23 protein-coding genes are annotated in these 23,986 nt (G+C 41.3%); 11 read left to right on the top strand and 12 right to left on the bottom strand.

Translation table 11 applies throughout. The features are described from left to right. The first annotated feature begins 56 nt into the window (after positions 1-56). From ACM5QX_RS04590 to ACM5QX_RS04575, 4 genes are all read left to right on the top strand, one after another. Positions 57-578, top strand: a complete 522-nt coding sequence (locus ACM5QX_RS04590; protein WP_414752568.1) for a Ycf51 family protein — start codon at positions 57-59, stop codon at positions 576-578. A gap of 448 nt (positions 579-1,026) precedes the next feature. Further along, on the top strand, positions 1,027-2,217 hold the full coding sequence (locus ACM5QX_RS04585) for an iron-containing alcohol dehydrogenase family protein (RefSeq protein ID WP_414752567.1): 1,191 nt from the start codon (positions 1,027-1,029) through the stop codon (positions 2,215-2,217). Then, on the top strand, positions 2,214-3,425 hold the full coding sequence (locus ACM5QX_RS04580; protein ID WP_414752566.1) for an aspartate aminotransferase: 1,212 nt from the start codon (positions 2,214-2,216) through the stop codon (positions 3,423-3,425). Before ACM5QX_RS04585 ends, ACM5QX_RS04580 begins: the two co-directional genes overlap by 4 nt. A 29-nt stretch (positions 3,426-3,454) precedes the next feature. Continuing rightward, positions 3,455-3,781 (top strand): ArsR/SmtB family transcription factor, encoded by a 327-nt coding sequence (locus tag ACM5QX_RS04575; protein WP_414752565.1) that lies wholly within the window; start codon positions 3,455-3,457, stop codon positions 3,779-3,781. A 380-nt stretch (positions 3,782-4,161) separates the two neighbouring features. Here the strand turns inward: ACM5QX_RS04575 and ACM5QX_RS04570 are convergent, their stop codons facing one another. Further along, entirely contained in the window at positions 4,162-4,470 is a 309-nt protein-coding gene (locus ACM5QX_RS04570) for a hypothetical protein (protein WP_414752564.1), read from the bottom strand. 459 nt (positions 4,471-4,929) lie between these two features. Here ACM5QX_RS04570 and ACM5QX_RS04565 point away from each other — a divergent pair, with 459 nt between their 5' ends. After that, a complete protein-coding gene (locus ACM5QX_RS04565) occupies positions 4,930-5,700 on the top strand; it encodes a pentapeptide repeat-containing protein (RefSeq protein ID WP_414752563.1) in 771 nt (256 codons plus the stop codon). A 37-nt stretch (positions 5,701-5,737) separates the two neighbouring features. Beyond that, positions 5,738-6,358 (top strand): TenA family protein, encoded by a 621-nt coding sequence (locus tag ACM5QX_RS04560; RefSeq protein ID WP_414752562.1) that lies wholly within the window; start codon positions 5,738-5,740, stop codon positions 6,356-6,358. A gap of 16 nt (positions 6,359-6,374) precedes the next feature. Here the strand turns inward: ACM5QX_RS04560 and ACM5QX_RS04555 are convergent, their stop codons facing one another. Next, a complete protein-coding gene (locus ACM5QX_RS04555; protein WP_414752561.1) occupies positions 6,375-7,613 on the bottom strand; it encodes a glycosyltransferase in 1,239 nt (412 codons plus the stop codon). A 447-nt stretch (positions 7,614-8,060) separates the two neighbouring features. On the opposite strand from ACM5QX_RS04555, the gene ilvD reads away from it, so the two are divergent. Next, the gene (ilvD, locus tag ACM5QX_RS04550) at positions 8,061-9,752 is read left to right on the top strand and encodes a dihydroxy-acid dehydratase (protein ID WP_414752560.1); all 1,692 of its coding nucleotides are present in this window, start codon (positions 8,061-8,063) and stop codon (positions 9,750-9,752) included. 413 nt (positions 9,753-10,165) lie between these two features. Here the strand turns inward: ilvD and ACM5QX_RS04545 are convergent, their stop codons facing one another. Beyond that, a complete protein-coding gene (locus ACM5QX_RS04545) occupies positions 10,166-11,401 on the bottom strand; it encodes a sensor histidine kinase (RefSeq protein WP_414752559.1) in 1,236 nt (411 codons plus the stop codon). 511 nt (positions 11,402-11,912) lie between these two features. On the opposite strand from ACM5QX_RS04545, the gene ACM5QX_RS04540 reads away from it, so the two are divergent. Continuing rightward, positions 11,913-12,650 carry a hypothetical protein gene (locus ACM5QX_RS04540; RefSeq protein ID WP_414752558.1) on the top strand — a complete coding sequence of 246 codons (738 nt, stop codon included), beginning with the start codon at positions 11,913-11,915 and terminating at the stop codon, positions 12,648-12,650. Here the strand turns inward: ACM5QX_RS04540 and ACM5QX_RS04535 are convergent. Continuing rightward, positions 12,630-13,790 carry an NAD(P)/FAD-dependent oxidoreductase gene (locus ACM5QX_RS04535; RefSeq protein WP_414752557.1) on the bottom strand — a complete coding sequence of 387 codons (1,161 nt, stop codon included), beginning with the start codon at positions 13,788-13,790 and terminating at the stop codon, positions 12,630-12,632. The genes ACM5QX_RS04540 and ACM5QX_RS04535 overlap by 21 nt on opposite strands. 9 nt (positions 13,791-13,799) lie before the next feature. Further along, positions 13,800-14,681, bottom strand: coding sequence for a tRNA pseudouridine(55) synthase TruB (gene truB, locus ACM5QX_RS04530; RefSeq protein WP_414752556.1), 882 nt, complete (start codon positions 14,679-14,681; stop codon positions 13,800-13,802). Positions 14,682-14,796: 115 nt separating this feature from the next. Here truB and ACM5QX_RS04525 point away from each other — a divergent pair, with 115 nt between their 5' ends. Together ACM5QX_RS04525 and ACM5QX_RS04520 are read left to right on the top strand one after the other, a co-directional pair. After that, positions 14,797-15,168: a hypothetical protein gene (locus tag ACM5QX_RS04525; protein ID WP_414752555.1), complete on the top strand. Its 372-nt coding sequence runs from the start codon at positions 14,797-14,799 to the stop codon at positions 15,166-15,168. A gap of 203 nt (positions 15,169-15,371) precedes the next feature. Then, entirely contained in the window at positions 15,372-16,127 is a 756-nt protein-coding gene (locus tag ACM5QX_RS04520) for a glutathione peroxidase (RefSeq protein WP_011321631.1), read from the top strand. Positions 16,128-16,286: 159 nt separating this feature from the next. Here ACM5QX_RS04520 and ACM5QX_RS04515 read toward each other — a convergent pair whose 3' ends face one another. The 6 genes from ACM5QX_RS04515 to ACM5QX_RS04490 form a co-directional block, all read right to left on the bottom strand. Continuing rightward, the gene (locus tag ACM5QX_RS04515) at positions 16,287-16,673 is read right to left on the bottom strand and encodes a peptidoglycan-binding domain-containing protein (RefSeq protein ID WP_414752554.1); all 387 of its coding nucleotides are present in this window, start codon (positions 16,671-16,673) and stop codon (positions 16,287-16,289) included. Between the two features lie 95 nt (positions 16,674-16,768). Continuing rightward, a complete protein-coding gene (locus tag ACM5QX_RS04510) occupies positions 16,769-17,236 on the bottom strand; it encodes a cupin domain-containing protein (protein ID WP_414752553.1) in 468 nt (155 codons plus the stop codon). Between the two features lie 41 nt (positions 17,237-17,277). Beyond that, on the bottom strand, positions 17,278-18,195 hold the full coding sequence (locus tag ACM5QX_RS04505) for a DMT family transporter (RefSeq protein WP_414752552.1): 918 nt from the start codon (positions 18,193-18,195) through the stop codon (positions 17,278-17,280). Positions 18,196-18,266: 71 nt separating this feature from the next. Further along, positions 18,267-19,442, bottom strand: coding sequence for an enhanced intracellular survival protein Eis (gene eis / locus ACM5QX_RS04500; protein ID WP_414752551.1), 1,176 nt, complete (start codon positions 19,440-19,442; stop codon positions 18,267-18,269). 282 nt (positions 19,443-19,724) lie between these two features. Then, positions 19,725-20,444, bottom strand: coding sequence for a DUF4079 domain-containing protein (locus tag ACM5QX_RS04495; RefSeq protein WP_414752550.1), 720 nt, complete (start codon positions 20,442-20,444; stop codon positions 19,725-19,727). 75 nt (positions 20,445-20,519) lie between these two features. Beyond that, positions 20,520-20,954, bottom strand: coding sequence for a DM13 domain-containing protein (locus ACM5QX_RS04490; protein ID WP_414752549.1), 435 nt, complete (start codon positions 20,952-20,954; stop codon positions 20,520-20,522). A 315-nt stretch (positions 20,955-21,269) separates the two neighbouring features. Here ACM5QX_RS04490 and ACM5QX_RS04485 point away from each other — a divergent pair, with 315 nt between their 5' ends. Further along, on the top strand, positions 21,270-22,538 hold the full coding sequence (locus ACM5QX_RS04485; protein ID WP_414752548.1) for a tetratricopeptide repeat protein: 1,269 nt from the start codon (positions 21,270-21,272) through the stop codon (positions 22,536-22,538). A 216-nt stretch (positions 22,539-22,754) separates the two neighbouring features. Here the strand turns inward: ACM5QX_RS04485 and ACM5QX_RS04480 are convergent, their stop codons facing one another. Continuing rightward, positions 22,755-23,585: a DUF4114 domain-containing protein gene (locus ACM5QX_RS04480; protein ID WP_414752547.1), complete on the bottom strand. Its 831-nt coding sequence runs from the start codon at positions 23,583-23,585 to the stop codon at positions 22,755-22,757. Positions 23,586-23,986 lie beyond the last annotated feature (401 nt).

The following is a 23,986-nucleotide window of genomic DNA, read 5'->3' as shown; positions in this document are numbered from 1 at the left end:
TCCAGTAAAATAGGTGTGTCCGTGATCAACTAAAAACACCTAAGTAGCCAATCTGTATGCTCACAACGGCTGAATTTCTGAAATATACTCAATGGTCTGGTATTGCCACTGTGGTATTTGCAGTTTTGGCAATATTAGCCTTCTTATTCAAATGGGGCATCCGCTTTCGGCTAGTGGGTACGACTGGCTTTATGTTGGTGCTAACTGCTGGTTTATTTGGACTTTCAATAGTTCCTTTGAGTCGTACTGTGATTCCTGGGGCTGTCAAGTACACGCTAGTTTACGATAATGGCTCAAACCAAGCAGTAATCTCCCTATCTCCCAAAATTTCCCCTGCGGAAGTAGAAGCAACTTTATTACAAGTAGCCAGCAATCTCAATTCTTTTGGGCGTTCTGGTGGCAGGAATGATGACAAGGTGACAATTCGCGCTCGTACTCTGATTCACCCAGAACCAGGGCTAACAATACCAATTTACCTTGGAGAAGTTAAGCGATCGCTCGCTAGTCGAGAAGATACTCAGATATCTGTGGAAATATATCCAGAGAAATTTGCCCAATTACCACCAACAGAAGCTTAACATCAAAAGTGCTGAGTTTAACTCAGCACGGGCTGAACACCCCGCAAACAGCAAGTATTATGTTTTTTCACCACGTATAACGAGTGCATAAGTTTTTTGTATTTTCATATACAATTTTTGTTATTTTTAGATTAAGATATTATTTACCTAAATTTAATCAACCAATCATTCATGGATGATGAAAGGTGTAAATTCTATTTCCTAATCCATGCGGTGACATGAATAACAATACTTTGGCTGAGTATTCTGACAGTGGTATTGTTAATTACTATATGTTTATTCAAAAGTTTGGTAGTTCAGAATTTAAGGATAATGGGCAATATTTAATTTCAGGCAACCCCGCTAATTATGTTCTGACAAGCATTTCCCTTCTTTGGGGAAACCGATATGAATTCTAATTAGTCTAATTTTATGAAGATATATCAAGGTTTTTGGCAAACTAGAGTATATGCCTAATCAATTATCTAATCAAACCTTGTCTACTCAAACTGCTAGTTCATTAATCACCCTCGCGGTTTCCCCAGCAAAAGTAATCCGTGGCTCTAATATATTGCAGGTAGCCGCCACAGAAATTGCCAAGTTGGGCAGTCGTCCTTTAATTGTGGCAGGTAATAGCACCGTTGCTATCAGCCAAGAGAGTCTGCAACCAATTTTAGAAGCCCAGAATCTGCACGTTGCCCAAGCCTCCTACGGTGCAGATTGCGCGGAAGCTAGCTTAAAAGCCTTGAGGAAAGCAGCCAAAGAACATAAAGCCGATGCCATTATCGGCATTGGTGGGGGTAAAGCGTTAGATACAGCGAAATTAGTTGCCCATCAGTTAGATTTACCTGTAGCCACAATTCCCACCTCAGCCGCTACCTGTGCCGCTTGGACGGCGTTATCCAATGTATATTCTGAGGACGGGGCGTTTCTTTACGATGTGGCTTTATCTCGCTGTCCCGACTTACTGATACTTGACTACGACTTGATTCAAACAGCACCACAACATACACTAGTGGCAGGGATTGGGGATGCGATCGCTAAATGGTATGAAGCTTCCGTTAGTAGTGGGCATCTAGAACAAACTTTAATTATCTCCGCAGTCCAACAAGCACGAGTTTTACGCGATATTTTATTCCAAAAGTCGGCAATTGCCTTACAACAACCAGGTAGTGAAGCTTGGCGGGAAGTTGTGGATGCCACAGTTTTACTTGCTGGTGTCATCGGTGGACTAGGTGGGGCGCAGTGCCGTACAGTCGCTGCCCATGCAGTCCATAATGGTTTAACCCACATTGCCGGACACAGTAGCATCCACGGCGAAAAAGTCGCCTATGGGATTTTGGTGCAACTGCGCCTCGAAGAGATGGTGCAAGGCAATCAACTAGCCACCGCCTCACGACAACAACTATTAAAGTTTTATGCAGAGATTGGCCTGCCACAAAAATTAGGAGATTTGGGGTTGGGTAATATTACCTTAGGCGAGTTGCAAACAGCCGCCGAAATCGCTTTAACACCTCAATCTGACATTCATCGCCTACCATTCAAAGTTGCGTTGGAACAGTTAATGGCAGCGATGGTTTCTACCACTGCACCAACAGATAGTAGAGACTCAGTTCATCGTGTCTCCACCAGGGGAATAAGTGACGAGGTTGAGGAATGAGTTTCGATTGGATTACGCCAGCAGATAGGATACAGCAACTACCACCTTATGTATTTGCCCGTCTTGACGAGCTGAAAGCTAAGGCAAGGGAGCAAGGAATTGATTTAATAGATTTGGGGATGGGGAATCCCGATGGCGCGACACCACAACCAGTGGTAGATGCGGCTATCAAAGCTTTGCAAAACCCCGCCAATCACGGTTACCCCCCCTTTGAAGGTACAGCAAGTTTCCGCCGTGCCATTACTAACTGGTACAATCGCCGCTATGGGGTTGTCTTAGATCCCGATAGTGAAGCCTTACCCCTACTCGGTTCTAAAGAAGGATTATCCCATTTAGCGATCGCCTATGTGAACCCAGGTGATGTGGTGTTGGTTCCTTCCCCCGCCTACCCCGCCCATTTTCGTGGCCCGGTAATCGCTGGGGGTACAGTCCACAGTTTAATTCTCAAGCCTGAGAATGACTGGTTAATTGATTTAACCGCCATTCCCGAAGAAGTAGCCAGAAAAGCCAAAATACTATACTTTAACTATCCCAGCAACCCCACAGGCGCGACTGCGCCCCGTGAATTTTTCGAGGAAATTGTGGCATTTGCCCGTAAATACGAAATTCTCTTGGTGCATGATTTGTGTTACGCCGAGTTAGCCTTTGATGGCTATCAACCCACCAGCTTACTAGAAATTCCTGGGGCTAAAGATATCGGCGTGGAGTTCCACACCTTATCAAAAACCTACAATATGGCTGGTTGGCGTGTGGGCTTTGTTGTGGGCAATCGTCATGTCATTCAAGGCTTGCGGACACTCAAAACCAACTTGGACTATGGCATTTTTGCCGCCTTGCAAACAGCCGCCGAGACAGCCTTACAACTACCAGATATTTATCTGCACGAAGTACAACAACGCTACCGCACCAGACGGGATTTCCTCATCCAAGGATTAGGTGAGTTGGGTTGGGATGTTCCCAAAACCAAAGCCACCATGTATCTGTGGGTGAAATGTCCTGTAGGTATGGGTTCGACAGATTTTGCTCTCAACTTGTTGCAGCAAACAGGCGTTGTCGTCACCCCTGGTAATGCCTTTGGGGTTGCCGGAGAGGGATATGTGCGGATAAGCTTAATTGCAGATTGCGATCGCTTAGGTGAAGCCTTAGGCCGAATTAAGCAAGCTGGCATCCGTTATCGTCCGGAAGCTCTCGTTTCTACGCCAGAATAGAAATAGCAGCCCTTTATTGACTTTCATTCATGCAAACCCCCACTGCTACCGTTCCTCATTTCATCGCTGCTGGGTTCCATGCTCTTTCCGATCCTATTAGGATTAATGTATTGGAATTACTCCGTCAGCGAGAATTGTGTGTCTGTGACTTGTGCGAAGCTTTGGGGGTAAGTCAATCAAAACTGTCTTTTCACCTCAAAACTCTCAAAGAAGCTAGTTTAGTTAACTCCCGTCAACAAGGGCGCTGGATTTATTACAGTCTTAATTTGCCTCAATTTGCTGTATTAGAAAAGTATTTGGCAGATTATCAACACTTTGGGCAAGTATTACCTGCACGGTGCTGTGATAATAAGTAGCGGCACTATATAGGAATCATATTTTATTTTTGAAAATATCTAAGTATCTGTAGGGTGAGAATTGCCCACCAAAACCATGATACGGTGGGCAATGCCCAACGCCACTTGCTCCAAGCCGGGAAACCCGTCCAACGCAGTGGCTCCCCTACGTATATTTCAGAAATCAAATACTAATTCTGGGGTTGAGGTAGTTCTAAACAACATGATATGCAGTTATTACCAACTTTTGGTCTGGGCTATATATTGACTCAACTCTCGGATAACTACTATGAATCCACCAGACTTTTACTCTATTTCCTTGTGCTGGCGCGCTTCCTGATTTTGAGTACCCTGCACCAGTCATCATTGTTTCAAACGCACTTGAGTCTAAGACAGTAGTACTAAAAGCTGGAAGTCCCTGTATCAGATGCTTGTTTAGGGTCATAGTTGCCCTGGTAGGTCGAGAAAATCCTATACCCTGGTAATACTAAAGCAATTCCGGTGTCACTGTGAATTATTCCTGGATATTTGTAAGGATGATCATCGGGTACACTACCACCAATCCGAACACTAAAGGCTGGCAACCAAATATATAAGCCAGGGATTAACAAATCCATACTATAAGTAATTGCCCTCATTTGCTCATTTTCTTGAGGGGCAGAGATATTTCTTATTCTCAATCCGAAGCTTGGTTTTGTGACACTTAGCATAGTTTCAATCCCGTAAGGGGATTTTTAATTTGTTAATTTCCTTGTGAAAATTAGCTGGTCGTCTTACAGGTTTTGGGAGTTTCGTTCCCTAATAGGGATTGTATCTTGATACTTTCTATTAGTTACAAGTTTTAAGAGTTTCAATCCCTATTAGGGATTATATCTTGACATTCTCTATTCAAAATCCGTTGAAGTCTGAAACGACATTGTAACAAGGGTTATACGCTTTATCTTACTGAACCTGATAGAAGACTGCGACTGCCTCACAGTCAATAGTCAAAATCAAGGTTTTTTGACTGTGGACTATTGACTATTGACTATTGACCACCCTCAGAAGGGTTTTTTGGTTCAGTGCGTAAGTCTTAATTGCTTTATATCGGTCTATACGGAGGGCAAACTGCTCAAGTGACTCATATTATAAGCGGTTGAGTACTGAGTAGAAAAACTCTGAAACCGACGATGAAAAACCTAATTTTTATTGCTACTACTTTTATAACTACAATTAGTTTGACCAATATTGCCCAAGCGGCAAATCAAGAACATATTAGACAGTTATTAGCGACTAAGCAATGTCAAAACTGTAACTTGAGTGGTGCTGGTTTAGTGATGGCTGACTTAACTGGAGCCAATTTAAGCGGCGCTAACCTTGCGGGTGCAAATCTGAGCCGGGCAAACTTGAGTGGTGCTGATTTGCGTGGTGCAAACTTAAGTGGTGCGGGTTTATTTGGAGTGAATTTGAGTGAAGCTAAACTTGGTGGAGCAAATTTAGCCGGTGCTGATTTAAGAAGTGCATTTTTAAGTAATGCCGAATTTACTGGTGCATATTTGCAGGGAACTAACTTTCAAGGTGCGTTAGGCATACCCTTGCAAATTGCGACACCAGACGAATTTTATGCTTTGGGTGTAGCTGAGGCACAAAAAGGCAATCAACAACAGGCTATTAATTATTTTAACCAGGCGATCGCATCTAAACCAGAATACGCTGGTGCATATTTAGCTCGTGGTATTGCTAGATACCAGCTATTTGACCGTCAAGGTGCCACCCAAGATGCCCAAACTGCCGAAAAGCTCTTTACATCCCAAGATAACGCCACAGGAACACAAACAGCCCAGGCTTTCATCCAAGAATTACAAACACCATATACAGAAAAGTTAAGTGCCGGTAAACCCAGTTTCTTCGACTTTGTAGGCAGTCTAGGTTCAGTACTACTACAGTTCCTACCATTTTGAATGCTTAATTTTGAATTTTGAATTGGAGTGAAGCGACTTGACTCTCTCAAATCAACTTTGGACAACAAATCAAGATTTAGCCGCAGCTTGCCTAGAGCATCCTTTTGTTCAAGGTATTGGTAATGGTAGCCTGGAGGAGCAAAAATTTGCTTATTATGTAGGGCAGGATGCTTTTTTCTTAAAAGCCTTCGCCCGTGCTTACAGTATTGCTGCGGCTAAATCACCAGACTGGATAGGTTTTACTACGTTTCACAATTTAGCTGGTGGTGTATTGGCAGAGATGCGTCTACATGAAAGCTACGCAGTCCAATGGGGAGTTGATTTACATTCTGTGCAACCAGGGATAGCCACCCGTCGCTATACCGATTTTTTGTTGGCTACTGCCTGGGGTGGAGATGTAGGTTTAACTGCTGCGGCCATGTCTCCTTGTATGCGTCTGTATGCTTTTTTGGGAGAACAGTTAGCTAAAAATGGTGTTCCTAATCATCAATACGCTGATTGGATTCGGACTTACAGTAGTGCTGATTTTCTACCATTAGTACAACAATTAGACAGTTTACTAGAAAACTATGCTACTGCTAATACCTTAACCAATTCAACTTATCGCTACGCCATGCTTTGCGAACAAGAATTTTTTCAAGCGGCCTGGATGATTTAACCAAGGCACATTCTACTTATTTGACTTGAGTTACTCGCCAACTGAGTCGCAGGTTTACCCAGAAGTTCCAAACAGTGGCTATGGCGATCGCAATCAAGTTGGCAATATAGCGGTTAGGAATGAGATAATTGAAGATAATATTCAATATCAGTACATTCAGCACTACCCCGGCCAAACAAACAATATTAAATTTTAAAAACCGCTTCAACCGTTGATGCCAATGCTGTTGCTGCATTGATACGTCGGCAAATGTCCAAGCATCATTCCAGAGAAAATTGTTAAAAATTGCTATTTCTGAGGCAATAATTTTACTGCGGGTAAGTGGCCAGGCTAGTGTTGATGGGTCACTTAATAGGTACAGTATCACCATATCTACAAATACACCACTCAACCCTACCAAACCAAAACGGATGAATTTATCAAAGGGAAAGCTTTGATGAATTCTTTGCAGCCTGCCGGTGGAAAGTCGCAAGCGAATTAAATGGTGGATGTAATCTACATACTGCTTCCAAGTAACTTTGCTCTCACCTTCTTGGCGTTCACAAAATACATAACCCACTTCGGCAATTTCGTCTACTTGACCCCGCCCAATCACTTCTAGTAAAATTTTATACCCTACTGGATTGAAGGTGGCATTAGTAATACAGTTACGCCGCACCATAAAATAACCACTCATAGGGTCAGAAACCCTACCCAATACACTAGGCAGAATCACTAGTCCTAATAATTGCGCCCCACGAGACAAAAAGCGTCTGATAAAACTCCAGCTACTTACACCACCCCCATCTACGTGACGACTGGCTACAGCTAAATCTGCGCCCCTATGGATTTTCCGCAAAAGTTCCAGCAATACATGGGGGGGATGTTGTAAATCTCCATCAATTACTCCCAAAATACTACCTCTAGCTACTTGCCATCCACGAATTACGGCTGTAGATAGTCCTCTTTCTTCCTGCCGTCGCATTACTCGTAACTGTGGATATTCTGCCATCAAAGATAGGGCTACTTCCCAAGTGCCATCTGGGCTATCATCATCTACTACAATCAGTTCATAATCTCCTGGTATAAACTCATCCAGTATCTGACTTAATCTCTCAACGACATTCCTAATATTCCCGCTTTCTTTATAAGTAGGAATGATGAGAGAAAATTGGATGGGTTGACCAGTCACACCCGAATCACTAGGTGGAAACTCAGGAACTTGTAAATTACCTGCGGGTACTGGCAACAATGACTGAGTTTTATTGATACTCATGTATTAGAATTCAGGTGGTAGAAGATTCTTTTATGACATTAACTGTATCTGCTTAAGTATACATAGAGTCAGTAGATATTCTTCATGAAATCTTAAATATTTTTTTCGGTGGAATCAGCTAAAGGATACAAGTATTTTATCTCTGTATTTAAATTTTCCTGACTTGAAGACGGTACTAGGCACTAGATTTATCTATAATGCTGTTGAATCGTAAATTTAATGTTGTTATTTGAATTCTTATACAATTTACGGTTTGTCTATTGACAAATAGAGATGTGTATGCAACCGAATGACAAATCATCGATGAAAATTGTCCGTCTAGACTATAGGTAATGGTAAGTAGATGAATTTTCTCTCAAGATGGATGCAAATTAGTACATCATCCGCATGAGAAAATACAGGTAATACAATCGCACCACAAGCGATGAAGGCACTGAAGGAAAAACGATGTCGGAGAATCTTAGAAGCAAGGCTATCACACAAGGGGTGCAGCGATCGCCTAACAGAGCAATGCTGCGGGCTGTTGGTTTTCAGGATGCAGATTTTACCAAAGCCATTGTAGGTGTTGCCAATGGTTACAGCACGATTACCCCGTGCAATATGGGGATAAATCAACTAGCGCAAAGGGCAGAAGCTGGTATAAATCGCGCTGGAGCAAAGCCGCAAATATTCGGTACAATTACGATTAGTGATGGGATTTCGATGGGAACCGAAGGGATGAAATATTCCCTGGTATCACGAGAGGTAATTGCTGACTCCATTGAAACCGTTTGTAATGGGCAAAGTTTAGATGGGGTAATTGCCATTGGTGGCTGTGATAAAAATATGCCAGGGGCAATGATAGCGATCGCTCGGATGAATATCCCTGCTATCTTTGTTTACGGTGGCACAATTAAACCCGGACACTACAACGGCAAAGATTTAACTGTTGTTAGTTCCTTTGAGGCTGTTGGTGAGTACAGCGCCGGCAAAATTGACGAAAATGAACTATTAGCAGTAGAACGCAATGCTTGTCCTGGTGCAGGTTCCTGCGGTGGGATGTACACAGCAAATACCATGTCCTCTGCTTTTGAAGCTCTGGGAATGAGTTTGCCCTATTCATCTACAATGGCAGCAGAAGACGACGAAAAAGCTGATAGTACGGAAGAATCAGCCAAGGTATTAGTAGAGGCGATTCGTCATCAACTATTACCCAGGCAGATTATCACTCGTAAATCCATAGAAAATGCCATAGCAGTAATTATGGCGGTGGGAGGCTCCACCAATGCCGTGTTACATTTTCTTGCGATCGCCCGTGCAGCTGGTGTAGAGTTGAATCTAGACGACTTTGAAACTATCCGTGGTCGTGTCCCCGTTTTGTGCGACTTGAAACCAAGCGGTAGATATGTAGCTACAGACCTGCACAAAGCAGGCGGTATACCCCAAGTTATGAAAATGTTGCTTGTGCATGGTTTACTCCACGGCGACTGTATCACCATCACAGGTAAAACCATTGCCGAAATTTTAGCAGATATCCCAGAAGAACCATCCCCCGACCAAGATGTGATTCGTCCTTGGAATAAACCCATGTATGCCCAAGGTCACTTGGCTATACTCAAAGGTAATTTGGCTACAGAAGGCGCAGTCGCCAAAATTACAGGTGTGAAAAATCCTGTGATTACCGGGCCAGCCAAAGTATTTGAATCAGAAGAAGATTGTTTAGATGCAATTTTGGCAGGTAAGATTAAAGCCGGTGACGTGATTGTCGTCCGTTACGAAGGCCCCAAAGGCGGCCCTGGGATGCGGGAAATGTTAGCCCCCACCTCAGCTATTATCGGTGCAGGTTTAGGTGATTCAGTGGGACTAATTACCGATGGACGCTTCTCCGGTGGTACTTATGGGATGGTAGTCGGACACGTTGCACCAGAAGCAGCAGTTGGTGGAGCGATCGCTCTGGTACAAGAAGGTGATAGCATCACAATTGATGCCCATGCCCGTTCTTTACAGTTGAACATATCAGACGAAGAATTAGCCCATCGTCGTGCCAACTGGCAACCCCGTCCCCCACGTTACACTAAAGGCATACTCGCAAAATATGCCAAGTTGGTAGCTTCTAGTAGTGTAGGTGCTGTCACCGATTTAGACTTATTCAATGAATAGTCGGTAAATTCAAAAAAAGGCTCCCATCTTTAGATTTTGCATTTTGAACTAGTGCAGAATCGCAGAATTACCGTCGCTGATTTTAAGTTTTAATTAGACGTGAGTTCGACGAAGAAAAAAACCCCTCTCCACTAGACGCGGCTTCCCGCAGGGTACCTCTCCCCTGCAAGGAGAAGCCACTGCGTTGCGCGGATTCCCCGCGTTGTAGCAAGTGGCGTAGAGGCTTTAAAACACCATTTTTCGTTGAGATGTTAGCTCTTTACTCCCCTCTCCAGGTCGGAGCCAAAAGTCTGAGGGGTTGGGGGAGAGGTCAAAAAAGACTTGTCGAACTCACGTTGAATTAATGGAGGATAAATTTTGAAGTCTACAACGAGCGTCCACCTAACCGTGAAATAGCTGGCATAGACATTACCCTAATTGCTATTCTCTAATTGTTTAATCGGGAGTATAATATCGATTTTAGTTCCCTGGTTCTCAATAGAAGTACATTTGATAGAGCCACCATGCTGCTCAACGATAATTTGATAGCTAATAGACAAACCTAAACCAGTTCCTTGACCAACAGGCTTAGTAGTAAAAAAAGGTTGGAAAATGCTCCGACAAATCTCTTCACTCATACCACAACCATTATCAGCGATTGAGATAGTGATTTGATTGTCCTGAGAATGAAATGTACGAATCCAAATAGTTGGTGTTTCATCTATATTTGGAGCGAGAGTAGCTACCTTTGAAATCAAAGCATCGATGGCATTATTAATTAAATTTAGAAATACTTGATTTAAAAAGCGAGGATTACAAAAAATTTGAGGAATTTTCCCGTACTCTTTAATCACTGAAATAGGCTGGCCATTACTACCATCACAGTTAAGCCGATGCTGCAAAATGACTAGTGTACTATCAATACCCTCGTGGATATTAGCTTTTTTATAGTTAGCTTCATTCAAACGTGAGAAATTTGAGAGCGATTCTACAATCTCCTTAATGCGAACTGCGCCAACCTGCATTGAATTCAGCAGCTTTGGTAAGTCGCTCTGGATATACTTCAAATCGCTGTTAGCAAGAGCCTTAACAATTCTGACATCTGGATTTGGATATACAGAAGCATAAGTTGCTAGAAGGTTTAGTAAGTCATGAGCATACTGGTGAAGATAGTCTAAATTGCCATGAATAAAACTGACTGGATTATTAATTTCGTGGGCAACCCCAGCAACCATTGTTCCCAACGCTAACATAGTTTCACGTTGAATTAATTGCATTTGGGCTTGCTGAGTTTCTTTTAATTGAAATAAAGCTGATTCAGCATTTTCTTTTGCTGCGCGGTATTTTTCCTGTACTATAAATAGTCGTTGCAGTGTGTGGTAGTAGATAGTAACGCTAAAAAAAACGAATAATGCCCCGAAAAAGAAAACCATGCCAGTAAGCAATGGTATCCATTCAATCAGCCTCGCAATTATTAAATAGATGCTCCCCAAATAACCACCCAGAAAAAAAATCATTAGTAAAAACATGATTTGCCAACTCAGTTGCTCTGGTTCGGTCTTGAATAATTTGAGAATTTTTTGAGTCCTGAGAATGGATAGTCCCATTATCCAAGCCCCAAGTGTAATCAGAATGATAATGAAGGACAGAACAATTGAAGAATTCAACATAGTATTAAGTCGACATAAACATAAAAAACTACAAGACGCTCTGTAAACTCCTACTATATCTACGCCTAATAAACATAAATTATAGAGATATTTCTCAGTAACTTTATCTATATAAATAGATTGACAGCGCTCACGTACTGCTTCATAAATAGGTATAGTGGGGGTTTCGCGCTCACTCCTTTTTTAGCTTCATCAAAGATTTTTTATTCCCGTGCATTTAAGCACCTTTCTAATATTCCCATCTGTCGCATCCAGCGCCGCAGTAATCACTGAATGCCTGACCCCTCTATATGGTGACGTGGGTTTCTTCACCACCGCGAACTTAAAAGCTGCCGGTACTATTTTTTGGCATAGCTTTTGCCAAAATGGAAATGAAGATTGTTGCAGCCCATCTTTTGCGTCGCTATCATTGGGAAATCTTGCCTAATCAAAGTTTAGATTCGGTGCCAGTCCCTAACAACCAACCTCAAGATGGGTTGCGAGTTTGATTCCAACCTCTGTGAGATGTTTTATGTCACCCCCAGTAGAAATAAATTTATCTGAAGGTTTATTACAACATTGGCACACAGCAAAGGGTTATGTTGACCAAAGCGTTAACTCTTTAACTGACTCAGCACAAAAACTTGGACAATCTTTACAAGAAACGACTAATACAACCACTGATAAAGCTATTGATGTCGTTACAACAACTCTAGGACAAAGCTGGCAAACGGCAGAGCAAATTAAGAGTAAAACATCTGTGGCGCTAAAAACAGCCATTGATGCTTCTGTCAATGATTGGCTAGTACAACACCCTACATTTTGGCGATTAGTGCAGATATTTGCTTGGGCAACTAATCACCCAATTATCAGTTTTATAATTTTAATATTTGCCATAGCTGTTATTTGGAACATTATCAAAGCAATAATGTATTTGATTGAAACAGCTAGCTGGTCAATTTTGCAATTACCATTAAAATTAATTCAAGCTTTGATTCAAGGGGTTGTTTTAGCTGTAACTAAATTTGTTAGCCTTGGTATACAAAAAATCAGCAATTCTCACATCATGGATGATACAAAAGCTTTGCCAATGACAAGCAATCAAGTTTTGTATCAAGATAAACAGCAAAGATTAATAGATATTTCACATCGCCTGGAAGAAATTCAACAGGAACAGCAACAGCTTTTACAAGAAGCTCAAGAGCTAATTGCTTCAGATACAATTGAGGTAAAACTTCCAGAAATAAAATTAACTCCCAGTCAAAATTAAAAAATCAGAAAATTGGGGAATAATATCATCTTCTGTACCAGATAAAAATTGAGCAAAGCGCTGTGCTAAGGGTAGTATCAAAACTAAGGGATTGCTGAAACCAGAAAAAATATGCACACCTGGCAATTCGGGGATCGCACCAATTATAGGTATATTATTAGTACTAAATGCAACTAAACAATGATGCCAATTTCCTGGTAAATTACCCAATCTGGGTAAAATATGACTAATACTTTGTCGCAACCAATCTTCACTTTCTTCATGGTTGATATAAGCATCCACATCTGTCAGCACACGACTAATTTGTCCCAAGCGTAAACTCCCATCTAAAAACTGAATTGCACCCGCATCTAATATAGGTGGTGCTAGTTGATTACCGGGTTTATTCCATAATTTATCAACTTTAGTAGATGTAGACTCTAATTTAAATCTTTGCAGATTAGCTGGCATAACTAAAGTATTTAACCGCAAATCAACGGGAGGAGTTTCAATTATTTCTGCGTGAGTAAAATACACTTTAATGGAAACACCTGCGGATTTTAGTAACTGTCGGCTAAGTCCGCCAGCGCAAACGACTACATTAGCACTGTGATAAGTTACAGTAGTCGTCTTAACGCCACCTGAGATTACTTGCAATACTTCACCTATTTGCAACTCACCCCCAGCACGTAAAAAGGCTTGAATGTAAGCTTGCACAGTTTTTTGGGGGTGAATATGACCATGTTTGACAGTTAGAGCGCCTGCGATCGCTCCTGGGTTCAGCAGTGGTTCTAACTCACAAGCTTCTGGTACACTCAATAAACATGGCGGCACTGCACACTGAGCATACAACCTTGCTGTAACTTCCGGGTCGCTGTTCGCAGGAATTGTTAATAATAAATCCAATTCTCGCAATTCAATATCAGCATCTAACTCTTGGGGAAGAATGTTGTAGCGATCGCGCGCCTCCTGGCATAATTGTCTTGTTAATGGCGTACTCCCCGACCAATAGGCAAGTCCACCATAACTGTAACGAGTAGCGTTCTCAGCTACAGCGTCTTTTTCTAATAGCAGTACACTAAAGCCTGTTTTCACCAATTCGTAGGCGAGTACAGCACCCGTAATTCCCCCACCAACAACAATCCAGTCGTAAGTTTTCATTAGTCCCATTTAAGAAATCGGTTCAAACACCATTTGAGGAATTAACACACCAGTTTGCAATTCTCCAATACCCAAGAAAATATTTGTTTCTGCTTGATACACTCGCACTTTACCAACGGTTTCTAAATTTAATTCAATTCGCTGTCCCTGACACCATTTTTGTGCAGAGATGCTAGGTAGGGTAACTGACGGTAAATATTGCAAAGCTGCATCGGCGGGAGTTGGTTCAAAAGTCCCAGCTTGCAGTTGAGTTTCTAAGTCCGTCAAGGTGAGACTGTCTGTTAAATTAAAGCCACTGCTGTGAGTGCGGATCAAGGCGGCGAGAGTTCCACCTGTATTGAAAATTGCACCTAAATCACGAGCGATCGCTCTAATATATGTACCACTACCACAGGCGATCGCCACATCCAATTCGGGAAAATCCCCTTCCCGCCAATCCAAAACGTCTATACTAAAAACTTCTACAGTCCGCGCTGGCACTTCTATTGTTTCACCTTTACGCGCCAAATCATATAAGCGTTTCCCTTCTACTTGAATCGCACTGTAAATGGGTGGTATTTGTTCAATCTTGCCGATAAATTGGCAAAGTGCAGTTTTCACTTCAGATAAACTCAATCCCGCACAAGGCTGGGAAGTAATAATTTCACCTTGCAAATCGTCTGTTGTCGTCTGCACACCAAAACGAACAGTAGCCTTATAAGCTTTGTCATTGGGGAGATATTGTAATAATCTTGTAGCTTTGCCAACTGCGATAGGTAACACCCCAGTGGCTGCTGGATCTAATGTTCCTGCGTGTCCCACTCGTTTGAGGCGTAACATTTTTCTTAACCGTGCTACACAGTCGTGGGAAGTCCACCCAAATTGTTTATCTAAATTAATAAAACCCTGCATAGTAACAATTCAAAAATAAAAAAGGAACTAGAAATTAGGGGTTAGTGTATTTGTTCCCTAGCCCCTCCATAGCAACTTTCAAGCTAGACTAAAACAAATTATTGAGGAAGCGTTAATGATAAAGCCAAATGGGGTTAAAAGTGAAGCTGTAGAGGAATTAACGACAGTGTCAGAGGTGGAAAATTTGCCTGAAGCTGTGGATGATCTCCAAGATATTGATAATATTTTGAACTCCTTAAAATCCCTACTGAGTTCTGTAGAAAAGCTGCAAAAAGTTCGTCAGGAAGTGGGAGATATTAAACCTTTGATCGGGCGGATGCTTGATGGCGAACTGGTATCAGGTGAAGAACTGGAGCAGCTTAAGACTGGTGTAAGTAGTTTAGCTCGCTTGGTGCGCGCTTATAGTGACCACCAAGCAGCTTTGACTAAAGCACAACCCGCTAGGCAATTACTAGATCAGGTTTTGAAAGAGCGCAAGGCTAGTTGAAACTCTGTAAAAGTCTTAGTTTGTGGATATTATAGACTCGTTGCTCCCATCAGGAAGAGGTTTGCAGGTGTGCGTTACACCAATAACTATAAATATCATGGTGTAACTACAAAAATTTTCCTTGTTGACAAATATAGTCATAATGACTACGCTTAAGAGAGGAGACAATCAAAAGTAAAATTTTGTCAGCAGGGGTTAAATATATGTTTTCCAATCGAGAAGGTCAAAGAGTTCCTCAAGTCACCTTTCGGACTCGTCAAAATAACGAATGGGTGAATGTAACAACTGATGATTTATTCGCAGGTAAAACAGTCGCCGTCTTCTCTTTACCTGGTGCATTCACGCCAACTTGTTCATCTACTCACCTACCCGGTTACAACGAGTTGGCTAAAGTGTTTAAAGAGAATGGTGTTGATGAAATCGTTTGTATTTCCGTAAATGATGCTTTTGTGATGAACGAATGGGCAAAAACCCAAGAAGCAGAAAATATCACTCTGATTCCTGATGGTAATGGGGAATTTACCGAAGGCATGGGAATGTTAGTAGATAAGGCAGACTTGGGATTTGGCAAACGTTCATGGCGCTATTCCATGCTGGTGAAAGATGGTGTAATTGAGAAGATGTTCATTGAGCCAGATGTACCAGGTGATCCATTTGAGGTGTCTGATGCTCAAACAATGCTTAAATACATTAATCCTCAAGCAGCCAAGCCAAAATTAGTTTCCTTGTTTACTAAAGTTGGTTGTCCTTTCTGCGCTCGTGCTAAAGCCGCGCTACAAGAAAATGGTATAGAGTATGAAGAAATTACCTTGGGTAAAGGAATTACAACTCGTTCTCTGCGCGCTGTGACAGGTGCAACAACTGTTCCGCAAGTGTTTATTGATGGTGTATTAATTGGTGGCTCAGAAGCTTTAGCAGAATATCTGAGTGCAATCAAACAGGAAAAAGTAGGAGTTTGATCAGCTATCAAAAATTATCCACAATGTAGGGTGTGTCAGTGAGATAGAACCTAACTATACTCAAATATTATTCATGCTGACGCACCCTACCAAATCATTAATTTCGGATAATTTATTTTTTGGTGTTCTTTAGGGTCTATCAAACTCTTACTTTTCAACCTACTGATTCCGCCAACGACGAGCAAATTCATTGAGCGTAGCTGCGGGAATTTGACTTTGCAGCCATTCCAAAGCAGATACTTGATGGGGAAATTGGGTTGGGTCGTAGTTGAGAGCAACATCTACTAAACGAATTGTGGGAGTAGGAACCTTTCGTAAAGCTACCCAAGTTTTTGAGCCGACAATCCCGTCAGCCGTGAGACCGTTGGCGCGCTGAAATTTGATCACTGCGGCTTGGGTTCCCGCACCAAAGATACCATCAACTGATACTTTTACACCTTTGGCATTCAGCAACCGTTGTAATTCAGCCACAGCCGCACCAGAGTCACCTTGGCGGAGTAGAGGTTCTGCAACTTTAGAGGCTTCTTGAGCATTAGTGTTAGTCATGAAAAATTTCCTTTGTATGTAGGTGATTTATTACATAGGAACACTACATGATTGATCGGGCTATTTACGGAAGAATTGTTTTATCTCCCATTCCCCTATTCATATAGCGTTCCATCTTGGTGAATAAATTGTCTGGATTTGCCATCAGGACTAGGTGGTGTCATCAAATCTGGTACATCGGGATAAAAACCTTGGTCATTGGGGGTGCGATCGCCTACTTCTAAATACACCCCAACCACCGCAGACCGATTAACTAAATGATGTCCATTGGCTTCACCTGCGGGAAATCCAGCCGCCATCCCTGGTGTCAGAATTTCTTCTCCGGCATCTGTAATTAAAGTCAGTTCACCTGCCAATATATAAATAAACTCGTCTTGATGAGAATGCCAGTGTCTTAAAGCAGAAAAACTCCCTGGCTCTAACTGCACTAAGTTGACTCCAAAATTCTTCAACCCAGCAAAGTTGCCCAACTTTTGTCGCATCCGTCCTGCAACCATCGCTTTGAAAGCATCGGGGTAATTTGTGCCTCTTTCCATAGGCACATTGTTAGGGTCGATAATCATAAGATTATTAACTAGTAAACAAGTTTGTTGTAGATTTTAGACTATGAGGCTTTTTTTAAGGCGATCGCCACTGAACCACTTACCACTAAACACGCTCCCACAATTCCTGTAGTTGTCAGAGGTTCTGGGGGAATTAAATCAGGTGCAATGAGTGATATCAACTCCACCGCGAGTAAAGTCAAAATCGGTGCTAAAGCTAAAACTGCACTTACCCGTGAGGCTTCCCAATGTTCTAGAGATTCTGCAAACGCACCATAGGCAATTACTGTGTTTAAAGCGCAAAAAATTAATGTGAATAAATGAAGATTACTGATTTGACTAATTTCATCAAACTTAGTGAAAGGAGTGAAGAGTAATGTACATCCTCCATAAATAACTAGCATGATTTGGGCAGAAGATAGGAACTGTAATAATTGCTTTTGTGCTAAAGCATAAATAGCCCAAACTACTGCGCCTAAAACTACTAAGGCACTGCCGAAAACATAGGTATCATGGGATGTAATAACGTTAGTCAATTGAGAACGAAAAAATAAAACGTAACCTAAAGTTAATACACCAACACCAAGCCATTGCAAGAAATTGTATCTTTCTTGAAAAAAAATTAAGCCACCAAAACCTAACAAGAGGGGAGCTAATTGAATAATTACTTCGGCGTTTGCAGGTGATGTTAAGGCTAGACCTTGCATAAACAGGAAGTAATTAGAGGCTAACATGAGTGTGGCGATCGCTAATAACTTCCAAGAATTAGCTTGTAACTGTTTTAGCTTTGGCAAGTTACCACGCATTCCTAAATACACAGCCAGCAAGGCAAACGATACCAAAAAGCGAAACCAAATAACTGTATATACATCGAGCGCTTGCAGTACCACCTTCAGCGCCAGTGGTAGAATTCCCCACAAAAAAACAGTTAGCAGAGATAAAGCCAGGCCTAAGCGCCAGCGACCAGAACTGTGGTGCATAATAATTCGTGATTCAAAAATCTAGTAAAGTATCTAGGTGAAATAGGAAAAGCTCATCCCCTATACCCTACTTAAAAGAAATCAATCATCCAAGGAGATTCACCTGCAAAGATTTGCGTAGCTTTGAGAAGTGCGGTTTCTGTCGCCTGGAGTTTTCCTGTGAGCTGCAACTGACGGGGTGTAAATAAACTGGTGTACAAGGATGCTAATCCTTTAAGATCTAGCTGCAATTCACCTTTGCCACCTTTTGTTACTTCGCTTTTGCCATTAGCAACAGATAAGATAAATTTACCGTGGTTGGTAGCTAAAAGGTCATCTTGTACTTGTAAATGTAACTCTGCTTCTACTCCTGGTGGATAACCCCGCACCTCCAGTGCTTTACACACATCGACGATTCGCAACATCCAACGGTCTTGACTCCTGATTGTGGCACTTTGCTCTGGTAGCAGCAATGTCAAAGCATCGATGATAGAACTTTTCCACGTTACTTTGTCAATTTGAGAACGATGATTGGCAATAAATGTCCAAAAACTTTGTACAGCAGGATTTGAAAGCATCACCCAATCTCTAATTCTGAGAATTGAGCCATCTCTGGTTCGCTCTTGAGTAAAGATGATGTAACCTTGTGGTTTGTTTTTGTCACCAATTAAATAACTATAGAGAGTTTCTGTATCAAGTGTGCGACTTAATCCTTGCCAAATGGCGGGATGTCGATCTAAGTATCCGTGCGTCAGTTGCGCCTGTTGTTGATACAACTCATAAAAGATGGGATTATTTTTGAGAACTACGGGTTCTAAGGGTAAAGAGGCGTGTTGAACTTGAATACTATCGGTGGGAATTTCCCACACGCAAGAACTACCAGCTTGTTCATACCCGGCTTTTCGATAAAGGCGTTGTGTAGCTGGATAGAGAACCGAGATAGGGATATCTTGCTCAGAGATTTCTTGGAGGGTATGCTGAATAAGAGCGATCGCAGCTCCATCACCACGATATTCTGGAGCAATACCCACAGCCGCAATCCCCGCCATTGGTACACGCTGACCCCCCCACCACTGACCCATCGGCAAAATTGCCAGTCCCCCTGCAACTTTCTGTTCACGGTAAATAACACGGAAGTTTTCTAAGCCAATACCTTTGACATAAATTTCACTGTCACCAAAGGACATGACAAAGCACTGTTCAAGAATATTCCCCAGTTGTTGAATATTCTCTTGACTAGCCTTGGTGTATTTAAATCTAGGTGTCATTGGTTCTACCATGAGAAGCACGAGTTACAATGATACTACAATATGTGTTAGTTACTCGCTTTGTTCTGTAGAATCATCAGATTGGGGGTAATTTGATCTGTTGATTTGTATAATTTATGACACCTGATTCTCTTAACTTTGCGGCAAGACGTTCCACTCTTGCTTGTGCAAACTGTGACGGCTCCCACCCTGTCATGAGTAAATTACCCTGATTATCCCACCAGCGTAACCAGGGTAATTCGAGATTCTGATATAGAATTAAACCCTGTGCGATCGCCGACTTTATTTTGATTCTGGGGATGGGGGATTTGGGCAAGTTTTCTGAGCAAAATTGCACTGGTAAACGTATGGTTCTTGCCAACTTAAAGGAATTTCTAATAAATCTCGTGTACCTGTAAAACCTTGTCCAATAAATAATAATAAAGCAATGGTATTGAGAATAGTGTGAATAATTCGCCAGCGATGGGTTTTATCTTGATAAATATCCTGCACAATAGCTACAGAAAAAATCATTAGCAGTGATGCAGCTACACCTATATAGTAATGCGACCAATACCATTCATTTGTTCGGCGAAATACTCCATCTTGACAACCAATAACTACTAAGCCAACACCAGTTAAAGTGGCAAATATACCACGCCAGAGCTTTTGTTTTGCCTGATAGAGAAAGACTAAAGAAGCTATAGTTAAAACAAACATGATAAGAATAAAAATAACTTGAGTTAAATTTTTATTCCATAGTTGATTTTTAATAATATTTTTACCAATCGCATACCCTAAGCCAACTAAAGATATACCTACAACTGCACTACTTAACCATTCGCCTATGCGCCTATGTTCTGTTCCCACTACAGGCGGAATCTTGCTTTTACCTCCTGCTAATGTCTGCAAACGACGTTGGCGTGTTTGCCAGGCAAAGTTACTGACAATGCCAATTAAAGGAAATACAAAAATGACGGCGATCGCTGGATGTATCAGACCTAAAAAATCGGCTATTTCCATATATTTTTTGAGTGATGATTTCTGAGTACTGAATCTTCTTTAACTTCTTGTTTGATTCATAGTACTTCCGCAAATTTATAAAATGGCATAACCGAAAGTAGCATTAAATTTTCGACACCATATAGCTATAGATTTAAATTGTTGCAAATTAACATTATTTGGTAAAGCATAACGTTGATTGCCAGTTGTTTTTTGTAAACGAGCAATACTCACATAATCTTTTTCTTTAATTCCGGATATTGGTGGTTTTTCAAAACGATACAGAATTACATATAAGTCTGGGCCTTGATCGGTTTTGAAATTTTGATCAAACTCCAGGTAGTTCTTCCCTGCTTCTTTCACTACGGAAACTTGCCCTTGAGTTGGATGTTCTCCAGCTTGGAAATTACCTGGCTTCACGTCAGCAGTAGCTACAGTTGTTGCTGTTGGTGTTTCAGTAAAAGTCTGATTTGTACAACCAACACTTAAAATACTAGTTAACCCAATAATGATTAAATATTTATATCTCATAGGTTAAATTTCCTTAAATTGACAATTTAAGGATAATATATAGCTTCTTGTCAGCAAAAAAATGAGTTAAAGCTGAGAATTAGTTAAGAATTATTTTTACTATAGACATCTGATTTGCAAACTGAATAAAAACTATTGACGAATTTCTTTGTGTATGAAAAGAATACTTAGCTGTAGTGAACTGCAAACAAGCCATTTTTGAAAATACATTATGGGTCTTGGCTGTTCCTTTTGGCTAATCAAGTGATATACCAGTATTGATAGTTCTGATTTTCATAGTTCTGTCATGGGCAAGGTAAGACATAGATAAATGCTATGAATAACGAGTTTTATAACCAGGGACTGGAAAAAGCTAAACAAAGAGACTACGCTGGAGCCATTGAGGAATTTAGCCGTGCTTTAAAACTTACTCCTTATTTTGCGGAAGCTTATTTACAAAGGGGTTTAGCATATTATGACTCAGGAGCAATCCTTTTGGCTGTGTCAGATTACACTGAAGTTATCAAGATAAACCCTGAAGGTGTGGAAGCATATTACTGTCGATCATTAGCACGGCTAGCGCTGAAAAATTTACCAGGAGCGCTGGAAGATGTAGAACAGGCGATTCGGCTAAATATTAATTATGCTGCGGCTCATCACTTACGGGGGACAGTGCGGCGCAAACAGGGATACATTCAAGATGCGATCGCTAGTTTTAAACAAGCTGCGGAATTATACCTACAGCAGAAAGACCAGGAAAATTGTCGTCTGTGTCTAGAGAAAATTAAACAGTTACAGCCACCGACACAATCCACTACACAGCCAACAAAGTCTCCCATTGCACCCATCACATCTGTGAACGAATATTTTACCCAGCTATTAGATAAAGCCGAACAGGGAGACACCAGAGAAGCCATAGCCGATTTAAACTGGATATTACAAGCCGATCCTCAAGATGCTCAAGCCTATTGCTGTCGGGGAGTGGTACGGTGCAAAATGGGAAATTATCGAGAAGCGATCGCCGATTTTAACCAAGCATTACAATTAAACTTTCAAGATGCAGTCGTTTACCGTAACCGAGGTAAAGCACGTTCTCTATTAGGTGATCATCGAGGTGCGATCGCCGATTTTAATCAAGCCATTCAAATGCAGCCAGAGGACACATTAGGTTATATTGCCAGAGGAAATACCTATCGTGCAATGGGTAATTATCTAGGTGCTATTCAAGACTATGGCAAAGCGTTGCAGATTAACCCCCATGATGCCCAAGCTTACTACAATCGCGGTATAGCTTACACTTTTCTCGAAGAAATGCAAAACGCCGTTGAAGACTATCAACGTGCAGCCAGTATCTTTTGTGAACAACAAGACTGGGAAAATTACCAACTAACCCAAGATAGCCTCAAACAAATTCAGACATCTGTTCCCGAATATAAACAACAAAAGTCGAATGTGCTGCGTCAAAAACTCCTGCGGTTGGTTGGTGGGTATTGGGAAATTGCTCAAAGATTAATTCAGCAGCAAAAAGATTACCAACCAGGGATGTCGGAAGAGTGGTATATGCAGAAAGTGATTGATGATTTAGAACGCGATCGTGGCAGATAAAAGCAATTCGCAATTTGCAATAAAAAACAGATATTTTGACTTTGAATTTGCAGAGTACACTCTAATAACGTAATTTTAAACATAAATTCACCCATATTTATGATACGGGTGAAAACGCATTTACCATTTTTAGTGTCTTTGGTGGATGACTGCACTGATAGTTGCTGTTTCCAGCAGTGTGATGTGATAGGAACGCAGAACAGACTCTAGATTAATTTATTGAGCAGTGGGCTTGTGGCGGCGGCGTAACCCTAATACACTGACAGATCCGATAAGTAGCATTGACAAAGTAACAGACGGCTCAGGGGTGGTAGCACTCACTAACGCTTGTACATTTCTCTCACCGATATCAAGAACAACGATCACATCATTGAAATCGCGATCAGAATTTTCATTCCACCTACCAGTATTTACATCTTGTCCGGAAGCACCCAAAGCTCCATACAAATCCTCAAAGCCCAACAAAATATAATTGTTAAAACTATAAGCAACTACGTGTTGTAGTCCATCAGCGTTAGATGAGGTTTTAGTTCCGAAGATATTTGCTGAGTCACCACGGCTTAAACCATCAGCACGTAACCATAAATCGAGTTGAGTACCTGCGGTAAAATTGCCCAGCTTAACTCCATCTCCCAATTGTAAAGTATTACCACCCCAACCACCAACACACCCTGCACCTTCACAGGCAATGTCATTAAAAACTAATCCTGAACTGTTAGTACTTCCTGTCGCCTCAAAAGCTAATTGGTTTCTGTAACCTGCACCTTCGTTGATGAAGTAAACCGAAACGTCATGGTCATATTTTAGCTTCAGCTTTGTGGGGTCTAATATAAACTGTCCACTGTTTGGTAGCGCAATACCTTCTGCTTGTACGAATTGTTGAAAAGGTGTGTCATTAAAACCAGTGACAGACTTACTTTCAACAGTGGTTTGAGTCCAAGAATTATTCCATGTAAAACCAGATGCAGATGCAGTATCAATTTTGTAGCACAAGCCTGCAATGGTGGCGGCGGTAGTAACTAAGGCAGTGAGTAAATTAGCTTTCATGTGCAGAATAAATATGTTTAATGTTCTACTAGAATCAGGTTTGTTAATTTGAGAGTTAAACAATGATTGTTGGTGTGTATGTTTACTTCTAACAAAATATTTTTCATAGTTGGGACTTTTATTTAAGTCTCAATGAAAAATTCAAAAAAAGATTTATTTAACGTATTAATACTGATTTATCAGTATTAACTTTTGACAAAAATGATTATGATCAGCGTCGATGATTAAGTAGATAGACAAATTTAAATATAAAATTTTCATGTAGTTTGGCTGGAGGTACGTAAACCAGCATTGACAAGATGATTGGTGGCACTATCGCGGTTTGCAATTGAGTTAAATACAGACTTAATCACCAGTCCCTTCCCTTGTAGAGAAGGGGAGTAGGACTCAAAGCCTTTCTT

Source organism: Anabaena sp. CCY 9910 (assembly GCF_963920875.1).
Classification (GTDB): Bacteria; Cyanobacteriota; Cyanobacteriia; order Cyanobacteriales; family Nostocaceae; genus Trichormus; species Trichormus variabilis.
The sequence above is the reverse complement of the archived record's forward strand: the minus strand, read 5'-3'. Positions and strand labels throughout refer to the sequence as shown.

Coding starts and splice junctions, on each gene's coding strand:
- ACM5QX_RS04590 (WP_414752568.1), top strand. CDS start 57: ATGCTCACAACGGCTGAATTTCTGAAATATACTCAATGGTCTGGTATT.
- ACM5QX_RS04585 (WP_414752567.1), top strand. CDS start 1,027: ATGCCTAATCAATTATCTAATCAAACCTTGTCTACTCAAACTGCTAGT.
- ACM5QX_RS04580 (WP_414752566.1), top strand. CDS start 2,214: ATGAGTTTCGATTGGATTACGCCAGCAGATAGGATACAGCAACTACCA.
- ACM5QX_RS04575 (WP_414752565.1), top strand. CDS start 3,455: ATGCAAACCCCCACTGCTACCGTTCCTCATTTCATCGCTGCTGGGTTC.
- ACM5QX_RS04570 (WP_414752564.1), bottom strand. CDS start 4,470: ATGCTAAGTGTCACAAAACCAAGCTTCGGATTGAGAATAAGAAATATC.
- ACM5QX_RS04565 (WP_414752563.1), top strand. CDS start 4,930: ATGAAAAACCTAATTTTTATTGCTACTACTTTTATAACTACAATTAGT.
- ACM5QX_RS04555 (WP_414752561.1), bottom strand. CDS start 7,613: ATGAGTATCAATAAAACTCAGTCATTGTTGCCAGTACCCGCAGGTAAT.
- ilvD (WP_414752560.1), top strand. CDS start 8,061: ATGTCGGAGAATCTTAGAAGCAAGGCTATCACACAAGGGGTGCAGCGA.
- ACM5QX_RS04545 (WP_414752559.1), bottom strand. CDS start 11,401: ATGTTGAATTCTTCAATTGTTCTGTCCTTCATTATCATTCTGATTACA.
- ACM5QX_RS04540 (WP_414752558.1), top strand. CDS start 11,913: ATGTCACCCCCAGTAGAAATAAATTTATCTGAAGGTTTATTACAACAT.
- ACM5QX_RS04535 (WP_414752557.1), bottom strand. CDS start 13,790: ATGAAAACTTACGACTGGATTGTTGTTGGTGGGGGAATTACGGGTGCT.
- truB (WP_414752556.1), bottom strand. CDS start 14,681: ATGCAGGGTTTTATTAATTTAGATAAACAATTTGGGTGGACTTCCCAC.
- ACM5QX_RS04525 (WP_414752555.1), top strand. CDS start 14,797: ATGATAAAGCCAAATGGGGTTAAAAGTGAAGCTGTAGAGGAATTAACG.
- ACM5QX_RS04520 (WP_011321631.1), top strand. CDS start 15,372: ATGTTTTCCAATCGAGAAGGTCAAAGAGTTCCTCAAGTCACCTTTCGG.
- ACM5QX_RS04515 (WP_414752554.1), bottom strand. CDS start 16,673: ATGACTAACACTAATGCTCAAGAAGCCTCTAAAGTTGCAGAACCTCTA.
- ACM5QX_RS04510 (WP_414752553.1), bottom strand. CDS start 17,236: ATGATTATCGACCCTAACAATGTGCCTATGGAAAGAGGCACAAATTAC.
- ACM5QX_RS04505 (WP_414752552.1), bottom strand. CDS start 18,195: ATGCACCACAGTTCTGGTCGCTGGCGCTTAGGCCTGGCTTTATCTCTG.
- eis (WP_414752551.1), bottom strand. CDS start 19,442: ATGACACCTAGATTTAAATACACCAAGGCTAGTCAAGAGAATATTCAA.
- ACM5QX_RS04495 (WP_414752550.1), bottom strand. CDS start 20,444: ATGGAAATAGCCGATTTTTTAGGTCTGATACATCCAGCGATCGCCGTC.
- ACM5QX_RS04490 (WP_414752549.1), bottom strand. CDS start 20,954: ATGAGATATAAATATTTAATCATTATTGGGTTAACTAGTATTTTAAGT.
- ACM5QX_RS04485 (WP_414752548.1), top strand. CDS start 21,270: ATGAATAACGAGTTTTATAACCAGGGACTGGAAAAAGCTAAACAAAGA.
- ACM5QX_RS04480 (WP_414752547.1), bottom strand. CDS start 23,585: ATGAAAGCTAATTTACTCACTGCCTTAGTTACTACCGCCGCCACCATT.